The sequence below is a fragment of the Pseudomonas sp. MYb118 genome, assembly GCF_040947875.1.
In the GTDB taxonomy this organism is placed as follows: domain Bacteria; phylum Pseudomonadota; class Gammaproteobacteria; order Pseudomonadales; family Pseudomonadaceae; genus Aquipseudomonas.
Window position 1 is genome coordinate 932,197 of sequence record NZ_JBFRXN010000003.1, and the last position, 19,670, is coordinate 951,866.

Sequence of the window (19,670 nt, forward strand, 5' to 3'; positions counted from 1 at the left end):
TGTTCGGTTAACCCGGACGCCGCCCTTGCAGGGACAGGCGCACGGGCAAAGTGATGGAAGCTGGCGGCCGCTCGCTCAACGCACCGGCGCCCCGCAGCGCCGCGAGCACCTGGCTGTCGACTTCGGGGTTGCCGCTGGACTTGGCCAGCTCCACCCGAGTGATCTCGCCGACGCTGCTCAGCCACACATCGGCCTGTAGCGAGAAAGCCTGGTTGCGCAGGTCGGGGTTCTCGCGCAGCAAACGCTGGAAGGTGTAAGCGAGGAACTGGCTGTAGGTGCCATTGCCCACGCGACCACCGCCGGAACCGGCCATGCCGCCGCCCTTGCCCGCGCCGATGTTGAAAGCGTCGCTGCCGGACTGGGCGTCGCCGTCCATTTGCATCGGGTTGGCCAGGTCGTCGACGGGCGACGGTGGCGCCTCTTCTTCAGGCTTCACTTCTTCGGGCTCCGGGGTCGGCTCGGGCTCGACCATTTTTTCTTCCACGGGGGTTTCCGGCTCTGGCGGTTTTTCCGGCGGCGGAGGTGGCGGTGGCGGCAACGGAATGATGGTCGGCACCTTCGGCGCTTCCCGGCGGATGCCGCTCATGTCGTTGGCCCACTGCCACAAAAACCACGCGGCCAGGCCGGCGACCAGCAAGCCGGCGCCCCATTTCACGAAGCGCATGGCCGACTTCTTCACGGGTGACGGGCTGATGGGAAGTTGAGCAGTCATGGTCAGCCCTGTGTCGGTTTGCCGGTCACCAGACCGACCTGGGACAGTTCAAGACGGCGCAGCAGGTCCAGCACCTCGATGACTTTCTGGTACTGCACCGTGGCGTCACCGCGTACGATCACCGGGAAGTCCGGGCTCTGGGCCTTTTCGATGCGCAAGCGGTCCTCCAGCTCAGCCAGGGTCACCGGGTAAGCGTCGAGGAACACCTGGCCGCCGTCGTTGACCGAGATCGCCTTGGTCTTGGCTTCGGACAGCGACACCGAGGCGCTGGCCTTGGGCAGGTTGATCTGGATGCCCGAGACCTGCGCGGTGGCGGTGAGGATGAACATCACCAGCACCACCATCAGCACGTCCACCAGGGGCGTGATGTTGATGCTGTCCACCGCGGCGTCTTCGTCATCGTCGTGGGAGGCGTTTACGTTTGCCATGTCGATGCCCCTCAGGCCGGTACGTGGGCGTTGGTGTGATTGCCACGACGGTGCGCCGACTCACTGAACTGGCTTTCGCCGTGCATTTCCGCCAGGCGCGTGATGAACTCGTCGACAAACACGCGCATGTCGGCGCTGACTTCCTTGTTGCGGGTGATCAGGCGGTTGTAGCCAAACAGCGCAGGGATCGCGACGAACAGGCCCATGGCGGTGGCGAGCAACGCGGCGGCCATACCCGGGGCGATGGCGTTGATGTTGACGTCGCCGGCCATGGCGGTGCCGAGGAACACCACCATGATCCCCAGCACCGTGCCGAGCAGGCCGATGTAAGGGCCGCCGGCGATGGCGTTGGACAGGGTCGAGAGTTTCGAACCGAGCGCCTGGTTTTCCCGGGTGCGCACGCCGTCCATGGAGCAGCGGATCGCTTCGATGGTGGCGGCCGAGACCGACGAGGTATCGGCGCCCTGCTCGCGACGGGTGCGGATCTCCTTCACGGCCACCTGGTACAGGCGCCACAGCGAGGAGTCCTGCAGACGACGGGCGAGGTCCTGGTCGCCGGCGAACATTTCAAGGCGCGTGCCGACCTTGGCGAACTGCTCGCGGAAGGCTTCATTGGCAGCGCTGACGCGACTGACCATGCGGTTTTTGCGCAGCATGATGTACCACGACTGGAACATCATCAGCACCAGCACGGCGATGATCACCCAGGCGTCCAGCGGCACAGCGTTGAGCAGGAAGCCCAGGCTGCCGAAGCCGAAACCCGACTGTTCTTCGTCGACGCCGTAGGCCACCAGCTTCGATTCGGCGCCCTGGGAAGTGGCGTCTGCCAGCAATTGCGCGGCCGGACGGGCGACCTTGGACAGGCGCAGCTCGTCGATGGCGCCGGCGAACGGCTGGTAAGGGCTTGGTGGCATATCCGCGGCAACCGGCAGGTCGGCGCCGATGGCCATGACCGAATTGAATGCCGGCATGGCCACGGCCAGGCTCGCGGTTTCGCGACCGTTGACGTACAGCGAGATTTTGCTGCCCTCAGCGGTCAGTGCCAGGTGTTGCCATTGGGCCGGGTTCAACGGCTGGGTCGACACGGCGCGCTGGCCGTCGACTTCCACGAACGGCAGGCCCTGGCTCAAACCGACCAGCAGGCTCTGGGTGCCTTCGCGGCGGGCCAGCACCAGTTGCTCACCGTTGGCCTGATCCAGACGCAGCCAGGCGCTGAAGGTGAAGGCGCTGCCGGCGTTGTGTTGCAACGAGGGGCTGGCCGGCAACAGCAGCGGCTGGCCGCTGAACTGCAGGGCACGACCGATCACACCGTCGATGCTCGCACCGGTGGCGCTTTGCGCGGTGTTGCCGTAAGCGGTGGTGTCTTTCGCCGGGGTGCCGGTGGCGCCGTCGAAATGGTAGAGCGCGGTGTAGTTCGGCTCGAAGGTCAGTTGACCGTTGCCGGTGGCCGGGGCTTTCTGGTTGCCGTAGTACATCCAGATGTCCTGGCGCTGGGCGCCCTCGACTTTCGGCACATCGACCCACACCAGCGCCATGCCCATCAGCGCATCGAAGCTTTCGATCTGGTGGTTGAGCACGGTCTTGTCATCGGCGGCGACGAAGCGCAGGTCTGAGCCGTCTTCCTTGACACCGTCGAAGGTGAAATTGCCGGTGTGCAGGCGCACCAGCAGCGCGGTGCGGCCCAGGGCCTCATTGATGGCCGCGCCCTGGGGCGTGGTGTCCACCGAGATCTGTTTGCGGTAGTGCCAATCGTCCTGCCACCACGCCTGTGCAGTGGCCGGGAGCACGACGCTCAGGCACATCAGGAACGCGAGAAATAAGCGCTGCATGAAAATTACTCCGTAGGTTCAGAACGTCGCTTGCAGGTTGAAATGCACGCGCGAATCACGTTTTGTGGTGTTCGGTCCGTCGAGCAGCGGGTAACCCCAATCCACACTGCCGGACAGCCATTTGCTCAAGCTCGCGCGGGTGCCCAGGCCAACACTGGCCACGGCGTAATCGGCCTCTTGATCGGGAAGTTCGTCGCGCAGGTACAACTGCGCGCCTTCGGCGAAGGCGTAGAAGCGCCATTCCTGGACGTAGCTGCCGAGGAACTTGGCCAGTGACGGCGTGCGCAGTTCCTGGCTCAGCAGGTAGCCGTCGTCGGCGGTACGCTCGGCCGCCAGGTAGCCGCGCACCGAGGTGGCGCCACCGGCGGAGAATTGCTCGTTGGAGACCAGTGGCCCCGAGGCGACCTGGAATTGCGCCTTGCTTGCGCTCTGCCAGTCGTTTTCAAAGGTGTAGGTGAAACTGGTATCGCCCTTGAGCACGGCGAAGCTCGGGCTGGCGCGATAGCGTTTGTAGTCGAAGTCTTCGTCGTCACTGCCGTAGCCGAGGAAGCTGCGGGTGCCGGCCACCAGGCTCAGGCCCAGGCCCAGCTGCGAGCTTTCGGTGTAGCGAAAGCCGTTGTAGGCGAAGGTGAACGGCGCGTATTGCAGCGGCACCTTGTCGCTCGCGCCGCCCAGGTCCAGTTGCTCGTCGAAGTCCTTGAAGTCGATGCCGGCCGACAGCGAGTTGGACCAGTTGCCGCTGGACGGGATCGTGTAGATCGCCGACACACCGTAGGAATGGCCCTTGCCCAACACGTTGCTGCCGCCGATGGTGGCGACGTTGCTGTCGGACTGGTAACCGGAGAATTGCACACTCCAGCGCTCGCTCAACGGCGCGCTGTAGGAGCCGGACCAGACCTTGGCGTTGGAGGTGTCCTGGGGCGCGGTGAAGAAGGTCAGCGACACGCTGTGGCCCATTTGCCAGAGGTTGTTGTAGCCAAGGCTGGCGACGCTGCGCAGTTTTTCGGTGTCGGCGCTGTAGTCGTTGTTCAGGCCCAGGGTGGCTTGCCACGGGTCCTGGTCTTCGACCTGCAAATCCACGTCCATGGTGCCGGGGCGCTGGCCTTCGCGCACCAGCGGCATGACCTGGCGACCGGGGTTCTTGTTGATCTGCGCCAGTTCCGTCTGCACCTTGGCGAAGTCCGGCACCTGGCCTTCCTGCAAGGCCGGCACGTCGTCGCGGATCTCGACCGGCGAGTAGTGCTTGGCCCCGACCACCCGCACGCGGCCGACCTTGGTTTCGCTGATTTGCAGGTAGACGATGCCGTCGTCGACCTTCTGTTCCGGCAGTTCGACGAACACCGACTGGTAGCCGCGATCCTGATAGGCCTTCTGCAAGGCATCACGGGCACCTTCGATATCGCTCAGGGCTTTTTGCGGGCCGAGAAACGGGTACACCGCTTCTTCGATGGCCCGGGCATCGAGTACGGTGTTGCCGCGCACGAAGTATTCGTTGACGTCCACCAGCTTCTGCGGTGCAGCCGCATCAGTGCCCTCTTCTCCCCACGCCGGCTGCACGCCCGCCGTCACCAGCAGCCAGCCCCACAGCGCCAGCCGTGACTTGAAAAAATGATCCACATCACCCCCTGAATTCGATAGACCGATAACCGTCTGCACTGCGGCAGGCTGGCTCAAATGCTTGCGATCGGTGTTGCCACGTGCTTGCCCAGCCAGCTGTGCAGCAGCGCGAAGTTCAGCGAGAACTCGGGCATTTGCAGCAAGGCACCGCAGAACACTTCACCAATGACTTTCTGGATCAGCTCCACCGCCCGCGGGTTGTTCAACAGCGTGGTGGTGGAACGACTCAACACGCTGAAGCTCCAGACCTTCTGGTTGAGGTCCAGGCCGACGAACCAGCGGAACAGCAGGTTGTAATTGAGTTGTTCGTAGAGCTGCTGCTCGCTGGGCACCGAGTACAAGAGCTGCAACAAGAGGATGTGCATGACCGTCTGCGGCGCGATGGACATGCCGGGTTCGGCCGCCAGGGCCTGCATCAGCTCGTAGTGTTCATCAAGCAGGTCGTCGATCTGCGGGCGCAGCAGCACCAGCGAATGCCCGGGCGGGATATAGGCCGACACTTCCTTCAAGGCGCCCTGCCAGTCTTCCTGCGAGACGATCCAGACCCACGGCGCGCCGTAGCGATACACCGAAACCGGCTTCTTGCGCGCAGCCTCGACGATCTTCGACAAGCGTTGATCGAGCTCCTGCATCCCTACTTTCGAGTAACGTTCCATAGTCCCCATCGCCTCACTCCTGGCTGGCTTGCAGTCCCCTCAAGCACGTACATAGGCATGACCGGGCTGGCGAAGTGCTACCGAACTTTTGTCATGAAAGCTTCATTCAAGGATTGCCCCCGCCTGCTTGCGATGGCCACTGTGGGAGCGGGCTTGCTCGCGATGGCGGTGGGTCAGGTGTCTTGGTGTTGGATGTGCCGCCGTCATCGCGGGCGAGCCCGCTCCCACAGGATTGGTGTCGAACACAAATGTTGAATTCACCCATGATCCCTGTGGGAGCGGGCTTGCCCGCGATGGGGTCGGGTCAGGCGCCTTGATGTTGGATGTGCCGCCGCTATCGCGAGCAAGCTCGCTCCTACAGGGGGCTGTGGCGAACACAATTGCCGAGTTCACCGATGGCCACTGTGGGAGCGAGCCTGCTCGCGATGGCGGTGGGTCAGGTGTCCTGGTGTCGGATGGGCCGCCGCTATCGCGAGCAGGCTCGCTCCCACGGTGGTGGAATTTTTGTATGTGTATGCCGGGAAAGAAAAAGGCGGCCCGAAGGCCGCCTTTGTGGTGCTCATGCATCGGTTACAACATCAACTTACCCCGCTCTTCCTCGGTCAACTGCCCCCGGGCGCGATCGTCCAGTGCGCCGGCGCCGATCACTTGTACCGGGCTGTTGGGGTTGTAGGTCGGCGTTGGCGAAAGGCTGGCGCCATCGCGGTTCGGCGCCAGTTGTTCGTTGCCGTAGCTGAGCACCTGCACGTTGAACACCGAGGCCTGGTTCTTGCGGGCCGCGGCCTGTTGCTGGCGGGACATGTCTTCGGCCGCTTGCGTAGCCGAGGTGGCCGCAGAGCTTGCCGAAGTGATCGCACCGGTGTTCACCGAAGCGGTCACCGGAATGCCCGACGACTTGCCCTGCACCTGGATGTTCGCCGCGTTGACCACCCGCAAGGCGATGATGTTGATGTTGCCCGACACCCGGATCCCCGCCTCGCCCGCATCGATGGTGCCCAGTGGCGCGATCAGGTCGATGTCCCCCGGCGGCACCTCGGCAATCGGGTTGAGCGTGGCGATACCGGCACCGGTGCTCGGCACCACCGGCGACAGCGTCACGTTGCCCCAGGTGTCGTAGACACGCTTGGGCGGCGTGAACACCACCGTGGTTTTCGAGCCTCGACCGGCGTTGATGTCGCCCTCGGCCGACCAGCCAAGGATGCCGCCGCCGAACGTGGTCATCACCCGGCTCTGCCCCAGCAGGATACTGCCCTGGGAATACAGCTGAATGTTGCCCGTACCCTGGGTGACGATCCCCGCCGTTGAAGGCGGCGCCGCGCCCTCGACGCCGAACACCTGGCCACCACCGGGGGTGAGCATCTGGATGTCGCCGCCAAACAGCGTCTTGACGCCAGCACCGCCGTACAGGGTGATATCGCCGTCGTAGCGAATCGCATTGCCCGCCACATCAGTGGTCGGGAACAGCTCGGCAATCGCGTTACGACCGCGCAGGTAACTACCCTGGCGCGGACCATTCTGGTCGGCGTATTCCAGGCCACCGGCACGCAATTCGGCGAAGTACACTTGCCGTGCGAACACCGCCTGCTCGTAACTCGGCAGTTCGGCGTAGAACGCACGGGCCTGCTCTTCGCTGCCGCTGAAGCCGTAGCCCAGGGTCAGCCAGGACACCAGTTCCTCACCGTAGGTCTTGACCACCTTGCCTGGTTGCGAAGCGAGTGAGGTGCCGGTGACAGCGAGGTTTTTCGGGTCCAGGTAACGGTCGATGAAACGGCTGTAGTCCACGCCTTCAGGGCCAACGCCAGCCTGCAACACCAGGCTCGCGCCTGGACGGCTATCTCCGGGTCGAATCGGCCCGAGACTGGTGATGCTGGCGCGGTTTTCCATCAGGATGTTGCGCCCGGCGGTGATTTCCAGTGTGCCGGGGCCGGCGATGTCAAAACTGCTGTAGAGGATGTCGCGGCCGGCGAAAACGCGGGAAATGTCGTTTGGATTGTTGTGGATGAACAGGTTGCCGGTGGCTGTGAAATCTGAACTCAAACCGGCGCGACCATCCAGGGTTATGGGCTGCCCCAGAGTCGTGCCCGACGCGACGACATCGCGACCCGCCAGCATCCACACCGGTCCGGCGGCTTCATACCAGGTCGTGTTGGTCGTCGAGTTAAACAGCGTCTCACCACTGCGAACGCCAACCAGGTCACCGGTCAACGCGTAAAAACGCGCAGGAGCCTGAATGCCGCTCAAACCTGAATAGCTGTCGGCGCCAAAGGCGAACAATGAGTAACGAGTGTTGCCGTCGGCAGCAATACCGTCCACGCTGATGTTCGACATCACCGTCCTGTAGCTCCCGCCGTTTCTGGTATAGCCATTAAACGCAGGAGCGAATGGCGTTGTGATGGACAAGGGACTGGCACCCGACTGGTTGATTGCATAGCCGCCGGCGTAAATCGACTCCCCTGCGAGCAATTCGAGCTGCCCGGAGCTCGACGGTGCCAGCAGTAAAGAGTTGGAAATTCCCGGAGCGGAAGTAGCACCATTGAGGTAGCCAGCAGACGGACCGACATAGATAGAACCTTGCCCGGCTACCGCACGCAGGATCGAGGGTATGACAAACCGACCGTCCGTGGGTGAAAAATTGCGCCCGCTAACTATAACGCTGTTGGACGTTTCCGCCATCGAGGTACTTGGAGCAAGATTACCGCCTGCGGAGAACAGATCAATGGCCGTGTGCTCGGTCCATAACGAAAAGCCCGTCAAACCACCGCCTGCATGCATCACCCCGTCCGGCGTGGTGAAGGCAGTAGAGTTCTGCAGTGGCACTCGACCTGCGTCCGCAGCCCCACCCAGCACAAGGTCACCTCGGGTACTGACACGCATACCCGAATCCCCCGGGATCAACACCAACCCACCAGTGGCAGCACTTGTGGTCGAAGTGAATGGGTCGAAGCCCCGTACTTCGCGCAGGTCTTGGTCGCCTGCAGTCGAGCCATAGCTCAATCGCACTGCGCCCGCCGCCGATGCTGTCAATTGCGCGGCGCCGCGCAAGTTGATCAACGCACCTTGTAGATCGTGATGCGGCGCACTGACTCCTCCCGCAAGCGCCTCGGCGTGAGCAGACGGGTTGAGCGTGCCGCCAATGCGAATGTCCATGTCGCCGCCACCGGTCAACTGCAGAGTACCGTCGCTACCTACGCGCCCGGTACTGCCAACGGCGACGATCAGCCCTTGACTTCGTGGCGCCAGATCATTGCCCTGGAATGTTCCCATGGGCCTGAGCATGCCACCATCGGCACCCGCCCGTAGACTGATGTTGCCACCACCCAGGGTGCCAAAGCCGGTGAAGCCCACCAAATAAGGCGCGGGATCATCAGCAAACCCTAACTTCACCCTATCGAGCGGCTCATTTACATAGCTGCCGAAGTTGATCCACCAGGCCGTCGGCACATCAGTGTTACCCGTGCCCTGGCGCCACAGCCAATTACCTACGGCTACGCTTGCTTTCTGAGGACGTGGCCGCGCTTGACTGTCGCTGCCAAGGCTATCACCCGACACCGAACCACCGGCATTGATGGTCAGGTTACCGCCCATCTGCGGGAACCAAGCCTGGTAAAGGCTATCGCTCCCACCATTGACCCATTTTTCATAGTCGCCACCGGAACTGCCGAGCACCGATCCATCATCGGAGAACCGCCCACGAGGCTGGTTGTAACGAGGGTCTATATCACTGGATTGCGTACCTGCCGTGTAGACGCCGAAGGGTGAGTTCATGCTCAGGTTACCTGCGGCGATCAGGTCAAGATCACCTGTGCCGGTGCGCAGTACGCTGAACATCTGGGTATGTGTTTTGAGTTCTTTACCGGGCAAGGTCTCAATACACTGTGTCAGGTCCCACTCACATAGAGCCGGATCATTAGGGGTGATGGGGGCATAGTCAGGCATCCCCCAATAGTTGCCAGGGGCCCAGGTCCAGCGCGCCATCGGCTCGCAGGCTTCAGGCACGATGTCGCAGATAATCAGGTACTCTTCAGGGACCGGCTCATAATCATTGCCATATCCACTGCCCACACTCCAAACCAATCTCCCAGCCGATTCGTTCACTTTAAGACCGTAGTGAGTATCCGCCAGTCGCAGGTCGCCTTCTACAGTCAGGGGCTTCACCGTACGATTATCCGATGCGCTCAGATCTGAGCCCGCCACCAATCGGGTCGACCAGGACGCACTACCTGACGGCAGCATGCTAGCCACTGCCCAGTTGCGCCCCTGTTGAGTGCCGCTCAATGGACGTAAATCTATGTAGAGGGTGCCATCCGCCAGCTTCACATCCGTCATCGAAGGAATCAGCGAGCCACGCAACAACGCCAGCGAACCACTGAGTTTCACGCCCACGGTGGCGTTGTCGAAAATCGTTCCAGGCAGCGGCACGCCTTTGGGCCAGAGCATGCCCTGCATGGCAGTAGCGGTGTTCAAGCGTATACCTGCACCGAGGCGGCTGCCCGCAGGCAGGGTGACATCAGCGCCAAGCAATGTGCCGGCGGCGTACAACAGATTGCCCGCGGCATCATGGACCGCACCCGCCAACACCGTGCCGGCGCTGAAGGTATAAGGGCCGGCCAGGATGCCCTGGGTTGGCAACAACGTGCCACTGGCAAACGTCGCGGCCTGGATCGGCAGGTCGTAGTTCAGCGTGGCACCGACGGTGTACTGGGTACCTTCGGCGAGCGTCACACCCGTACCCGGCACAATCAGGTCACCACCAAACGGTTGCTTGCCGGCCACCAGCTTCCAACCAGCGTCATCCACAGTTTCCGGTGGCGGCGCAAAACCATCGTTGATGCTGCCGTAGATATCCAGGTTGCCACCGGCGCGCAGCACCAGGTTGCCGGACTCACCGGAACCGTACACTGACGTCTTTTGCGTATGCGGGTTGAGGCTGGCATAACGATACCCGGACAGGTCCAGATCGCCCTGCACCACCAGGTCGCCATCAGCGGTTTTGCTGGCGATCTCCACCCCTGGGCGCAGATGGAACGCATCGGCGTAGGTGGTGTTGTTCAGGCCGGCCAGTTTGCGTTGCAGCAAATCGTTATTGGCCAGGGCCGCATTGATGAATGCGTTGCTGTCGAGGTGAATACGGTCCAGATAGGCCTGGTCGATGACCTGATACGGGCGACCACTGGCCGCCGGGTCGACGCCATCGGCCGCGTCGATGTAGCGGCGCGTGGCATTGAGCGCGATGGAACGTGCGCCCTGAATGTTCAGCGCACCGCTGGCATCCACAGCAATATCGTTGCCCCCCAGGCGCGGTGCGTTGAGCTCCAGCGTGCCGCGCAACCGGCCATCGTGTTGCCCCGGCTGGTTGCCGATGGCGACATCGGTGCCGTGACGCAAGTCGATGAGTGCGCCGGAGGCCAGTGTCAGCAAGCCTTCACCCGAGTTCAGCACAATCATGGCGCGGTTTGGCGCGTCAATGATCTTGCCGTAACTGTCGACCCGCAGCATGCGCCCATGGGCATCGAGCACTGCGCTGCCAGCCACGGTCAGGCCAGTCTTGCCCGACAGACGAATACTGCCGACGCGCTCGCCACTGGCGTCGATAAGGCCAACGACGGTCAGGCTGCCGTTGTCCACCGAGACACTGACTTCGCCAGCCTTGAGCCCGTCACCAATCACCAGGTTGCCCTGCTTGAGCTGGAAGCTGCGACTGCCGAACACCTGCCCGGCGTTCAGGCGCTGGTTAAGTGCCGCGAATTCGGCGTTGAGATCGCCGCTGGTGCCCAGGTGCTGAGCACGAATGTCCACGCCACCGGCCTTGTAAGGCACCCAGGTGCCGCCCGCGTCGTAATAGCCGCTGCTGCTGCCGAGGATTTCACCCTGCAGGTCCACCACCCCGGCGCCCGCCGCCAAGGCGATGGCACTGAGGTTACCGCCCTGGTTGTTGACCGCCGACAGGTCGATGCGCGAGCCAGCCGCCTGGCGGATGTTGCCGTTGCTGCTGTACAGCGCGACATCGCCGCCCCAGCTGTATTTCTTCACATCGTTGAACGGCAGCGTGCGGCCGGCCAGGTCCAGATAGGCATTGTTGGTCAGCGTGACATCGTCCTCAGCCTTGACCGTCAACTTGCCGCTGGCCAGGGCAATGCGCCCGTCGACCACCACGTTGCGCGCTTCCAGGCTCAATTCCGCGCCCAGTGCATCGGCAATGGCCGTGCGGTCATCGGTTGGCGAAATAAGGGTGAGAGTGTTACCCGCCTTGAGCAGGTTCACGGACGCGGCTTCGCCGGTCAGCAACGGCGTGCGCAGGTTGAGGTTGCCGCCGCTGTAGGCATAACCCTTGACCGGGTCGTAGGCGCCCTGTTGTTCGTAAACGCTGAGGCTGCCCTTGTGGTTGGCGGTGATGCGCTCACTGGCATTGAGGTTGACGTTGGCAAAGCCCAGGGCCAGGCGATTGTTCTGGTCCTGGCCATTGGGTTGCGGGTTCGGGCCGTAGCCCAATTCGATGCGTTTGGCCTGGATGTCGAGCGTGCCATGGCCGGTGCCGGCACCGCCGTTGACCACCGCGCCAGGCGCTTGAGTGGCACCATTCCAGATCAGGTTTTCAGTGCGAATGGTCGCCACAGCATTGGCATCGCCCAGGCCGTAAATCGCCGGCGTAATCAATACCAGGTTCGCCAGTCGGCTTTTGCCCGTCAGCGGGTCCAGCGTGTCGAGGGTAACGTCGCCGATGAAGTTGAACGAGTCACGGGTGGTCAGGCTCAGGGTTTCAAGGGCTGGGGCACCGAATTGAGTATCACCGCGCAACAGACGATCCAGTACGTTCTGGTTCAGTACCAGGCCGGCCGGCAGGCGACTGCTCACGGCCGCCAGTGCCTCGGCGCTGCCGGCATTCACCGACCCGACCGCGAGTGCCAGGTGACGCGTGCCAAAGCGTACTGAATCACCGAGTTCAAACTTGTTGTCGGTGGCCGCTGTGATACTGCCGTTGGAGTAGAGCATCGCAGGGTTGGTGCACACACCGACCGCGCATGTGCCAATCCGGATACTGCCAGCCCCATCACCCGAATTGGCCGCCATAGGTGCGAGCACGTTGGTCCAGCCGTTGGACACCAGCAACAGTGCAGCTTGGCCCGGCTGATAAACGAAACCTGCCGTCGAGTCATAAGGCACGTTGCCGCGCCCCAGGGTATTGATTGCCGCGCCCGCTTCGAGCGTAATTGCTCCTGAAACGCCTTTCGTCCACAACACGACTTCAGGCGCCGACAACGTCGCGTCCTGTCGCAATGTGATGTTGTTGGCTTCACCGACGAATTGGATGAAGTTGGGTGAGGACTCGTAATACACGAAAGGCGAAGCGCCGACGGTCAAGCGCCCGGCCCCGAGATTGTTGAGGTCATCGGCGTACACGGAGACACCGCCAAATCCCTGGGTGCGTGAGGCGCCCGCCGCCAGTATCTCGACGTCCGTTGCCCCTCTTACCACCGCGGTTCCTAGCACCCCGCCCTGCGCGGCCCCGAACAAAGCCTTGCCGTTGAAGTCCAGGGCGATGTCGCGATCGCTTTTTTTCAGACTCAGGGTTAGCGATTTGCCGTCCATGGTCGACTGCGCGCGGGGCACTCCACGGCGAGCCGCGTCGCTCAAGACGAACTGGTTGTAACTGGTCTCGTTGTACTGCGAATAACGACGCAGCACATCCGCCGAAGTCAGGATGACTTGGCTGGCGAGGCTGTCACGCAGGCCGGTGTTGGCGATCGACATCTGCCCGGAACTGGTCCAGGAGCCGTTACGCATTTTCACTGCATCGCTTGCCCCACTCGCAGTCGCCTGGCCGTTGACCTCAACGCGGAACGCGCCCGGCAGCAAGGCGAAAGTCGAAGGCAGCAAGGTATAAGTACCGGCCGGCAATCCTGGCACACCTGCACCGATGGTGATCTGCTGGCCGATGCGCGGGTCACTCGCACCCGCCTCGCCGTACATCGGTGCGTAGACACTCTGATTACCCGGAACGATGGCATACACCGGGTTGCTGGCCAGGCCCGGAAGGCTGAACGTGCCATCAGCAGCGTTGCGTACCAGCGGGTTGAAACGCGCATCGGTTGAGCCACCCCGTCCAGTGACAAAACCGGCGCCGAGCAAGTCCCCGCCACCGGAAAGGTCGATCAACGAGCCTGCTTGTGCATCGACGTACCGACCATCGAGGACCACACCGGTGTCGATGTTGGCGATCCCTTGCAATACGACAGACTGACCATTGTAACGGTAGTCGATGCCATCAGTAGTACCGCCATAAGGCATGACCAGCCCCGCACCGCTGACCGATGTCACGCTGCCCGGCAACAAGTGAACCGCACGGGTGTCACCAAAGGCATCGTTGCCCAGCCTGATCAAGCCCAAGGGCGCGCGAAGCACTCCGCCCTGCTCGATATTGCCCGCGAAGACTTTCAAGCTGCCGAACGCCGAGTAAGGTGCCGCAACCGGTGCAACGCCATGACTGCTGACGCTGAACGTGCGCTCTGGATTGATAGTGGCCGGTCCCTGAAAACCGACTCGAATCTGGGCCGCTACTCGGGTGCCGGGATAGACTTGCGCTCCAATCAAGTGCAAATCACCTGCGGTCCAGATACTGGTGCCTGTAGGGTCACCCGGCTGACCAAGCAAACGTATATCACCGCTGCTATCGAGGGTGACTCGATCAAAACTTCGACGATTGACCGTCATATTGGCGCCGTTGAGTAACTTGATACGCCCATCGGCACCGAAGGACAGAGAGTTGATGAGGTCGAGCAGGTTCGCGGTGGCAGTGAACTGAGCAGCGGCGACCCGGTTGGTCGGCGTGTTTTGCACCAGGGGACGGACAGACCCGGCTGCAGGGGTGTAGTAAACACCTGGTCCCGACAGTCGCATGTAAGGCGCTGCGAGGTTGATGTGCGCCGTGTCCTTGGAGCTTTCTGCCAAGGATATCGACTTGGCGTACAGGCTCAGGCTCTGGTTCATCTGCAGGTCGACGTCACCGTCGAACGAGAGCAACCCGTTACTGAACAGGCTCAGGCTGTCGAATCCACCGACCATCAGTTTGTCCGCGCTCAGTCGGGTGTAACCGTAACGCAAGGCAGTTGCGGCCTCACCGGGGTGCAAATCATCGGACAGCTGCACACCATCTGCCGCCTGACCGATGATCATTTCCCGCGGCACTCGCACCGTGTTGCTTCCCTGGCCATCACGATACAGCGGCGCGTCCAAGGCTATGTCCAGGCGGCCACCGGCGGCGCCAACACCGCCGGCAGCCGCGCGCAGGCTGCCGTCGACCCACAGGCCGTTGTAGGAACTCAGGGAAATTCGCCCTCCATCGGTGGCGACTCGCGTGAGTCCGACCCCAGCGACATCCAGCATCGCTTCGCTGCCTGAAGCCTCCAGGCGGGCACCTGGGCGAATAATCACGAAGGCGTCGGAAGAAGTCGCAGTGGCCTTTTTTGCGTCGATTTCGCCACCAACGATGATGTTCCCACCCTTGCCCACCTGACCGTAGACCCGACCCAGCGCATCGACGGCGGTAGCAACGCGACCCGCCACATCGAGTACCGCATGGTCGCCGATCCAGATCGAGCGGTTGTTGGCAACAGGATCGGCGTCCTGCGCATCGTTCTCAGGGTCCATCCCAAACAGTTGTTGGCGAATATTGATCGTGCCACCCCAGGCGTTGAGTTCACCTTCGACGGTGATCTGCCCGGCGCTGCGCAGGTTGATGCGCTGGCCGGGGTCAACGGTGATGCGCGAGCCCTGGCCGATGGTCAAGGTATTATTGACCGGGTCCATCAGGCTGGGCAGGCTGCCGCCCGCCTGAAGTGACAGGCTCGCGCCACCGCGCTGGGTCAGTACGCCCTTGGTCGGGTTCTCCTGGAACAGGTTCGGTGTCCACAGCTCGAACGCCCTTAGCGGGTCAATGCCACCAGGTTGATCCAGCGCCGAATCGGCAAAGCGATAGACAGGCATCGAAACGTCGACAACCGCATCATCTGCCACTTGCAAGGTCGTCAGGCCGATGATGTTGTAGGCCGAGAATCCCTTCTTGAAGGTATCCGCAGACAGTTGCAAGGTGTGATCGGCAACAGGGCTGCCGGAATCACCGATCAGCACTTTGCTGGCCTGGATCTTCAACGTGCCGCCACCGGTGACACCGTAACCGCGCACTTCGCCATCCATGACCAGTTGCGACTGGCTCAGCACGCGCTCCGTGCTGGATTCAAGGGCAACGTCACCGCCCTTGCCACCGCGGGTCTTGCCATTGGCCAACACCGCGCCACCGGAAGACACATTGATCACGCTGCCACTGGCCAGGTTGATATCGCCGGTGCTGGTGATGGATACCAGGCCGCCATTGAGGTAAGCCAGGCTGTTGGCATCGGTCAGGTCGGTCCGCAGGTTGGCCCACAGGCCGCGGGTATCCAAGTGGACGCCTTTGGCCACCGATACTTTGCTGGGTTGGCTGCTCGTCAGCACGGTGCCCAGCCTCACGCTGCCGGCGCGGGCGGTCAAGTCGGCGTTGACCTGCACGTCCTGCCCGTTCAGGGTGATGTCGCCACCGGTGTCAACGGTCACCGCTTCATCGACCGCGATCTTGCCCTTGGCTGCGACTTTCAAGGCGCCCAGCGCAAAACCGTTGACCCAATCGGTATCCAGGAACAGCTTGCCCTTGCGCTCGGTAGACACCGCGCCCGTCAGCCCCAGGTCGTCACCATCGGCAGGACGTTCACCGCCGATCTGCACCTGATCCATTACCGCTTCATGGCGATAGACCAGGCCCTTGGCCGTCTCCGACCAGTTTGGATCATAGGTACCGACAACCAATTGTGCCCGCCGCGCCCTGGCAGTCTGCGCCTGATCATAGCCATCAAGGCCGGCGCGCGGCGCCTGGGTCTGACGCTCCCCCTGGAACACCTCGCCCAGCAACTGGCCATCCAGCACCGCATTGCGGGTAGCGATCACCAGCTGCCCGGCATCGCGGCCCACCGTGTAACCGGATTCGGCGCGACTCAAGGGAGCGATCAACGGGTTGAAGTAGTAGCTGGTCTGGCCCCAGCGTTCGCTGCTGTCTTCATAACCCTTGTAGAGCCCGGTATAGAGGATGTCGCCCGGAGCCCGCGAGACTTCATACAGACGCCCATCGGCACCGCGCAGCCAGCTCTGGCGGATGATGCCGCTCTGCACATCGAGGGTGCCGCCGGACAGGTTGATCACCGAGCCCTTCTCGGTCACCACATCATTGCCGGTGAAGCTCACTGTACCGCCCTGGGCCATCCACTCACCGATGGTGTGGCCCTGGGTGCCAAGGTAACCGCCGACTTCGAGCAAACCACCGGCGGTGTACCAGCGATCGGTAGCATAACCATTGGTGCCAGCCGGGACGAAAATCAGCTCGCGTACATCGACCCACACGTCATTGCTGTTGAGCGCACCTTTTTCGCGGTTGATGGACGAATCGCGCTGCTCGTTGCCCTGCACGTTGATCTTGATGTTGTTGGCTTCCATCGCCACTTTCACACCCAACGCGCCGGATACGTCGATCAATGCGCCATTGCGCACCAGGCTACGCAACCCCGCAGACACCGCGACCTGGCCACCGGTAGCGAGGGTGATCGAACCGTCCTGGAATTCCACGGTGCCGCCGCTGCCGATATCGATGCGCGACTGGTCACTGCGGATGCGATTGTTGAGCGTCACACCAGTCAGCGCCGCGTCGTGCTGGCTGTCCAGCGCGGTCAGGTCACTGCTGTCCAGCAGGATCGCGCTGGCGCTGCCCTTACCCAGTGTCACGCTGCCGGTGGTGTCGGTTGCCGGGTTGAGCAAATGAATGGTGCCGCGGGTGTTCACCGAGGTGCTGGCCAGCAACACACCGTTCTGCACCACCTCGTGACCGGTCAGGGTAATGTCGCCGGTCGACGCCTGGATCAGGCCGGAGTTACTGACCTTACCCGAACCACCGGCCTTGAAGCCTGGCGTGACCTCGTTGCCAAAGGTGGTAGAGAACGTGTTGCCCTCGGTGCCCTGCCCCTTGCGGATGTAAAAGCGGTCACCGGCGCCCAGCACCGTCTGGCCCTTGGCGGTGCTGATAGTGCCGGCGTTTTCCACCTCGTTACCCAGCAGCAGCACGTAGCCGCCCGAATCGGTAGAGACCGTTGGCGCGTGGGTTTGAATGCGTGCGCCCTGCTCCACCAGCACCTTGCCAGCGGCATCGGTGAAGGTCGGCTGGCTACCGGTGCTGTCGTAATACAGGCCACGGTCGCGGAATTGCACATCGCTGATGTTGGTCGCCGCCGCCACCAGGTTGCGCACGTTGACCTGGCTGGTGCCGCTGAACACGATGCCGTTGCGGTTGATCAGCATCACCGTACCGTCGCCCTTGATCTGGCCCTGGATCTGGCTGGCACGGGCGCTCGGATCGTTGACGCGGTTAAGCACGGCCCAGTTCGATTGCTGGGCGAATTCCACAGTGGTGTCGCGGCCGACGTTGAAGGTTTCCCAGTTGAGAATGGCCTTGTCGGCGGTCTGCTCGATCTTCACCGTGGTCTTGCCGTCGGCCACCGTTTGCTGCGGCCCCTTGGCATTTTCCCAACCTTGGGTCAGCCCGGTGTCGACTTTCAAGCCGCCCTCGCCGAGGCCGTTAGGCACGAACTGCACGGTATTGAACGCCGCTGCGCGCCCGGCGGCCTGCGCTGCCTGTTGAGCGGCAATGGCGGCGACGGTGTTGTTGAGCGTTTCGACCGAACGCGACAGTTGTTGCCGCGCCCGTTGTTGCTGAGCCAGCGGCGGCGTCATGCCAGGCAAGCCACCCACCGGCCGAGAGGCTGCCGCCTGCTGCGCCGCGCCTTTGGCAGCGAACCAGCTGGAACTGAACGCCGTCGCCGCCTGGGCACTGCCGGCCACCAGGCACAGCGCAATCGCCTGGGCCAGCGGCTTGAGCAGCCACAGCGCCGGGTCCACCGCACGCGCGGTATCACGGCGTACGGACAGAGATGGGGTATTGCGACGAGCTTGGCGAACGAGCATCACTACCAGGTCCTTTTTCAATTGGCGCAAGAGGCCGCAGGTCGAATGGAACCTGCTGTTACGACATAGGCGGTTGGCAAGGGGGGCGACCGAACGGATGTCACACAAACTTCATGTTCGAGGAGTAAATCGCGAGCGAGCAGCCATCTGTGGGAGCGGGCCTGCTCGCGATGGGGCCTGACAACACTCCGATGATTTTCCACACAAAAAAATGGCAGCCCCCGAAGGAGCTGCCATTCGATACTTCAGATCAAAACCACAACCTTACAACGACGCGGCACGCACCTCGCGGCCTTTGCCGTTGCAGATGCTGGCGTTGTTGATGTCGAGGTTGTTGCCGGTGGCGTTGGTGATGAAGTTTTCGGTTACAGCGGTTTTCCAGGTTGGTGGCACTGGAATGAAGTTGTGAGCGCTGGTAGCAGCGTTGTTGCCTGGAGTGCTGTAGTGCTTGGTCAGGAACGCGCGTACATCGGCAGCCACGCCGGCATCCTTGTAGCACTGGCCGAAGATGAGATTGGTGTAGGCCGCCATGGCATAACCAGCAACTGGGTTAGCCACAACCGGTGACCACTGAACCGGATTTGAAGGGTCGGACGGCAGCGCCAGTGACGCCAATGCGCTGTTCACGTTTGCGGTAGTTGGCTGAACGCCGTTGACGCGAGCGACCACAGCGTTGCTTGTGGCATTGGCACCGTCTGGACCGACATAGCCGATGGTGCCATCCACGGCGTTGACCTCGGTGATCACATCGCTCGTAAGGGCTACACCAACGAAGTTGGCAGGCAGAGTCGGGCTAGCTGGCAGACGGGCGCTGGTGAAGGTGGTGCTGACCGCAAACTGAGTTGGGCAAATCGAGTTCAAGTGACGGCTGAGGATCTCGGTGGTGCCGCTGGAGGTATTACGATAAACCACACGAATTGGAGTGGCATCAGCTGTGCCGAACAGTTGACCCCAAGTGGTCTTGGCGCCGGAAAAAGCGTCACACAGTTGCGCGCTGGTCAGGTCCAGGTTAGTGATACCGGCTTTTTTGTACGGGATAACCACGGAAGTGGCCACCGATGGCAACTGGATCAGCGGGCCGTAGGCAGCGCCGAAGGTGGTGTTGTAGGTGTTGATTTCAGCGGTGCTGAGTACCGAATCGCTACCGGCGAAGTCAACAACGCCAGTGGTGCCGAACTGACCTGGGGTGTTGGTCAGAAAAGCACTTTTGCCAATGCCGCTACCGGTTACGGCATAGCTGAAGTTGGCAGGGAGGATGCTGTTGGCAGAACCTTTGTACAGTGCGGCAGGCAGAGAAGCACCACCACCGGTTACGGCCATGGCTTGGGCGGAAGCCAATGCGGCGACAGTCAGGGAGGCGGCGATCAGAGTGCGCTTGAACATGAAGAATCTC

General features: G+C 62.3%; 7 protein-coding genes. All 7 read right to left on the minus strand.

Annotated elements, in window-relative coordinates:
* Positions 1-7 precede the first annotated feature (7 nt).
* Entirely contained in the window at positions 8-712 is a 705-nt protein-coding gene (locus ABVN20_RS25480) for an energy transducer TonB (protein ID WP_368558543.1), read from the minus strand.
* Positions 713-714: 2 nt separating this feature from the next.
* Positions 715-1,140 (minus strand): ExbD/TolR family protein, encoded by a 426-nt coding sequence (locus ABVN20_RS25485; RefSeq protein WP_368558544.1) that lies wholly within the window; start codon positions 1,138-1,140, stop codon positions 715-717.
* Positions 1,141-1,151: 11 nt separating this feature from the next.
* Positions 1,152-2,969 carry a DUF2341 domain-containing protein gene (locus ABVN20_RS25490; RefSeq protein ID WP_368558545.1) on the minus strand — a complete coding sequence of 606 codons (1,818 nt, stop codon included), beginning with the start codon at positions 2,967-2,969 and terminating at the stop codon, positions 1,152-1,154.
* Positions 2,970-2,987: 18 nt separating this feature from the next.
* Positions 2,988-4,586: a ShlB/FhaC/HecB family hemolysin secretion/activation protein gene (locus ABVN20_RS25495; protein ID WP_368558547.1), complete on the minus strand. Its 1,599-nt coding sequence runs from the start codon at positions 4,584-4,586 to the stop codon at positions 2,988-2,990.
* Positions 4,587-4,639: 53 nt separating this feature from the next.
* The gene (locus ABVN20_RS25500) at positions 4,640-5,251 is read right to left on the minus strand and encodes a transposase (RefSeq protein ID WP_368558548.1); all 612 of its coding nucleotides are present in this window, start codon (positions 5,249-5,251) and stop codon (positions 4,640-4,642) included.
* 561 nt (positions 5,252-5,812) lie between these two features.
* Positions 5,813-18,277 (minus strand): filamentous haemagglutinin family protein, encoded by a 12,465-nt coding sequence (locus ABVN20_RS25505; protein WP_368558549.1) that lies wholly within the window; start codon positions 18,275-18,277, stop codon positions 5,813-5,815.
* Positions 18,278-18,541: 264 nt separating this feature from the next.
* A complete protein-coding gene (locus tag ABVN20_RS25510) occupies positions 18,542-19,660 on the minus strand; it encodes a substrate-binding domain-containing protein (RefSeq protein WP_368558550.1) in 1,119 nt (372 codons plus the stop codon).
* Positions 19,661-19,670 lie beyond the last annotated feature (10 nt).

Bases quoted from the DNA above. Each gene is read 5' to 3' on its own strand.
- ABVN20_RS25480 (WP_368558543.1), bottom strand. From the start codon at position 712: ATGACTGCTCAACTTCCCATCAGCCCGTCACCCGTGAAGAAGTCGGCC.
- ABVN20_RS25485 (WP_368558544.1), bottom strand. From the start codon at position 1,140: ATGGCAAACGTAAACGCCTCCCACGACGATGACGAAGACGCCGCGGTG.
- ABVN20_RS25490 (WP_368558545.1), bottom strand. From the start codon at position 2,969: ATGCAGCGCTTATTTCTCGCGTTCCTGATGTGCCTGAGCGTCGTGCTC.
- ABVN20_RS25500 (WP_368558548.1), bottom strand. From the start codon at position 5,251: ATGGGGACTATGGAACGTTACTCGAAAGTAGGGATGCAGGAGCTCGAT.
- ABVN20_RS25505 (WP_368558549.1), bottom strand. From the start codon at position 18,277: ATGCTCGTTCGCCAAGCTCGTCGCAATACCCCATCTCTGTCCGTACGC.
- ABVN20_RS25510 (WP_368558550.1), bottom strand. From the start codon at position 19,660: ATGTTCAAGCGCACTCTGATCGCCGCCTCCCTGACTGTCGCCGCATTG.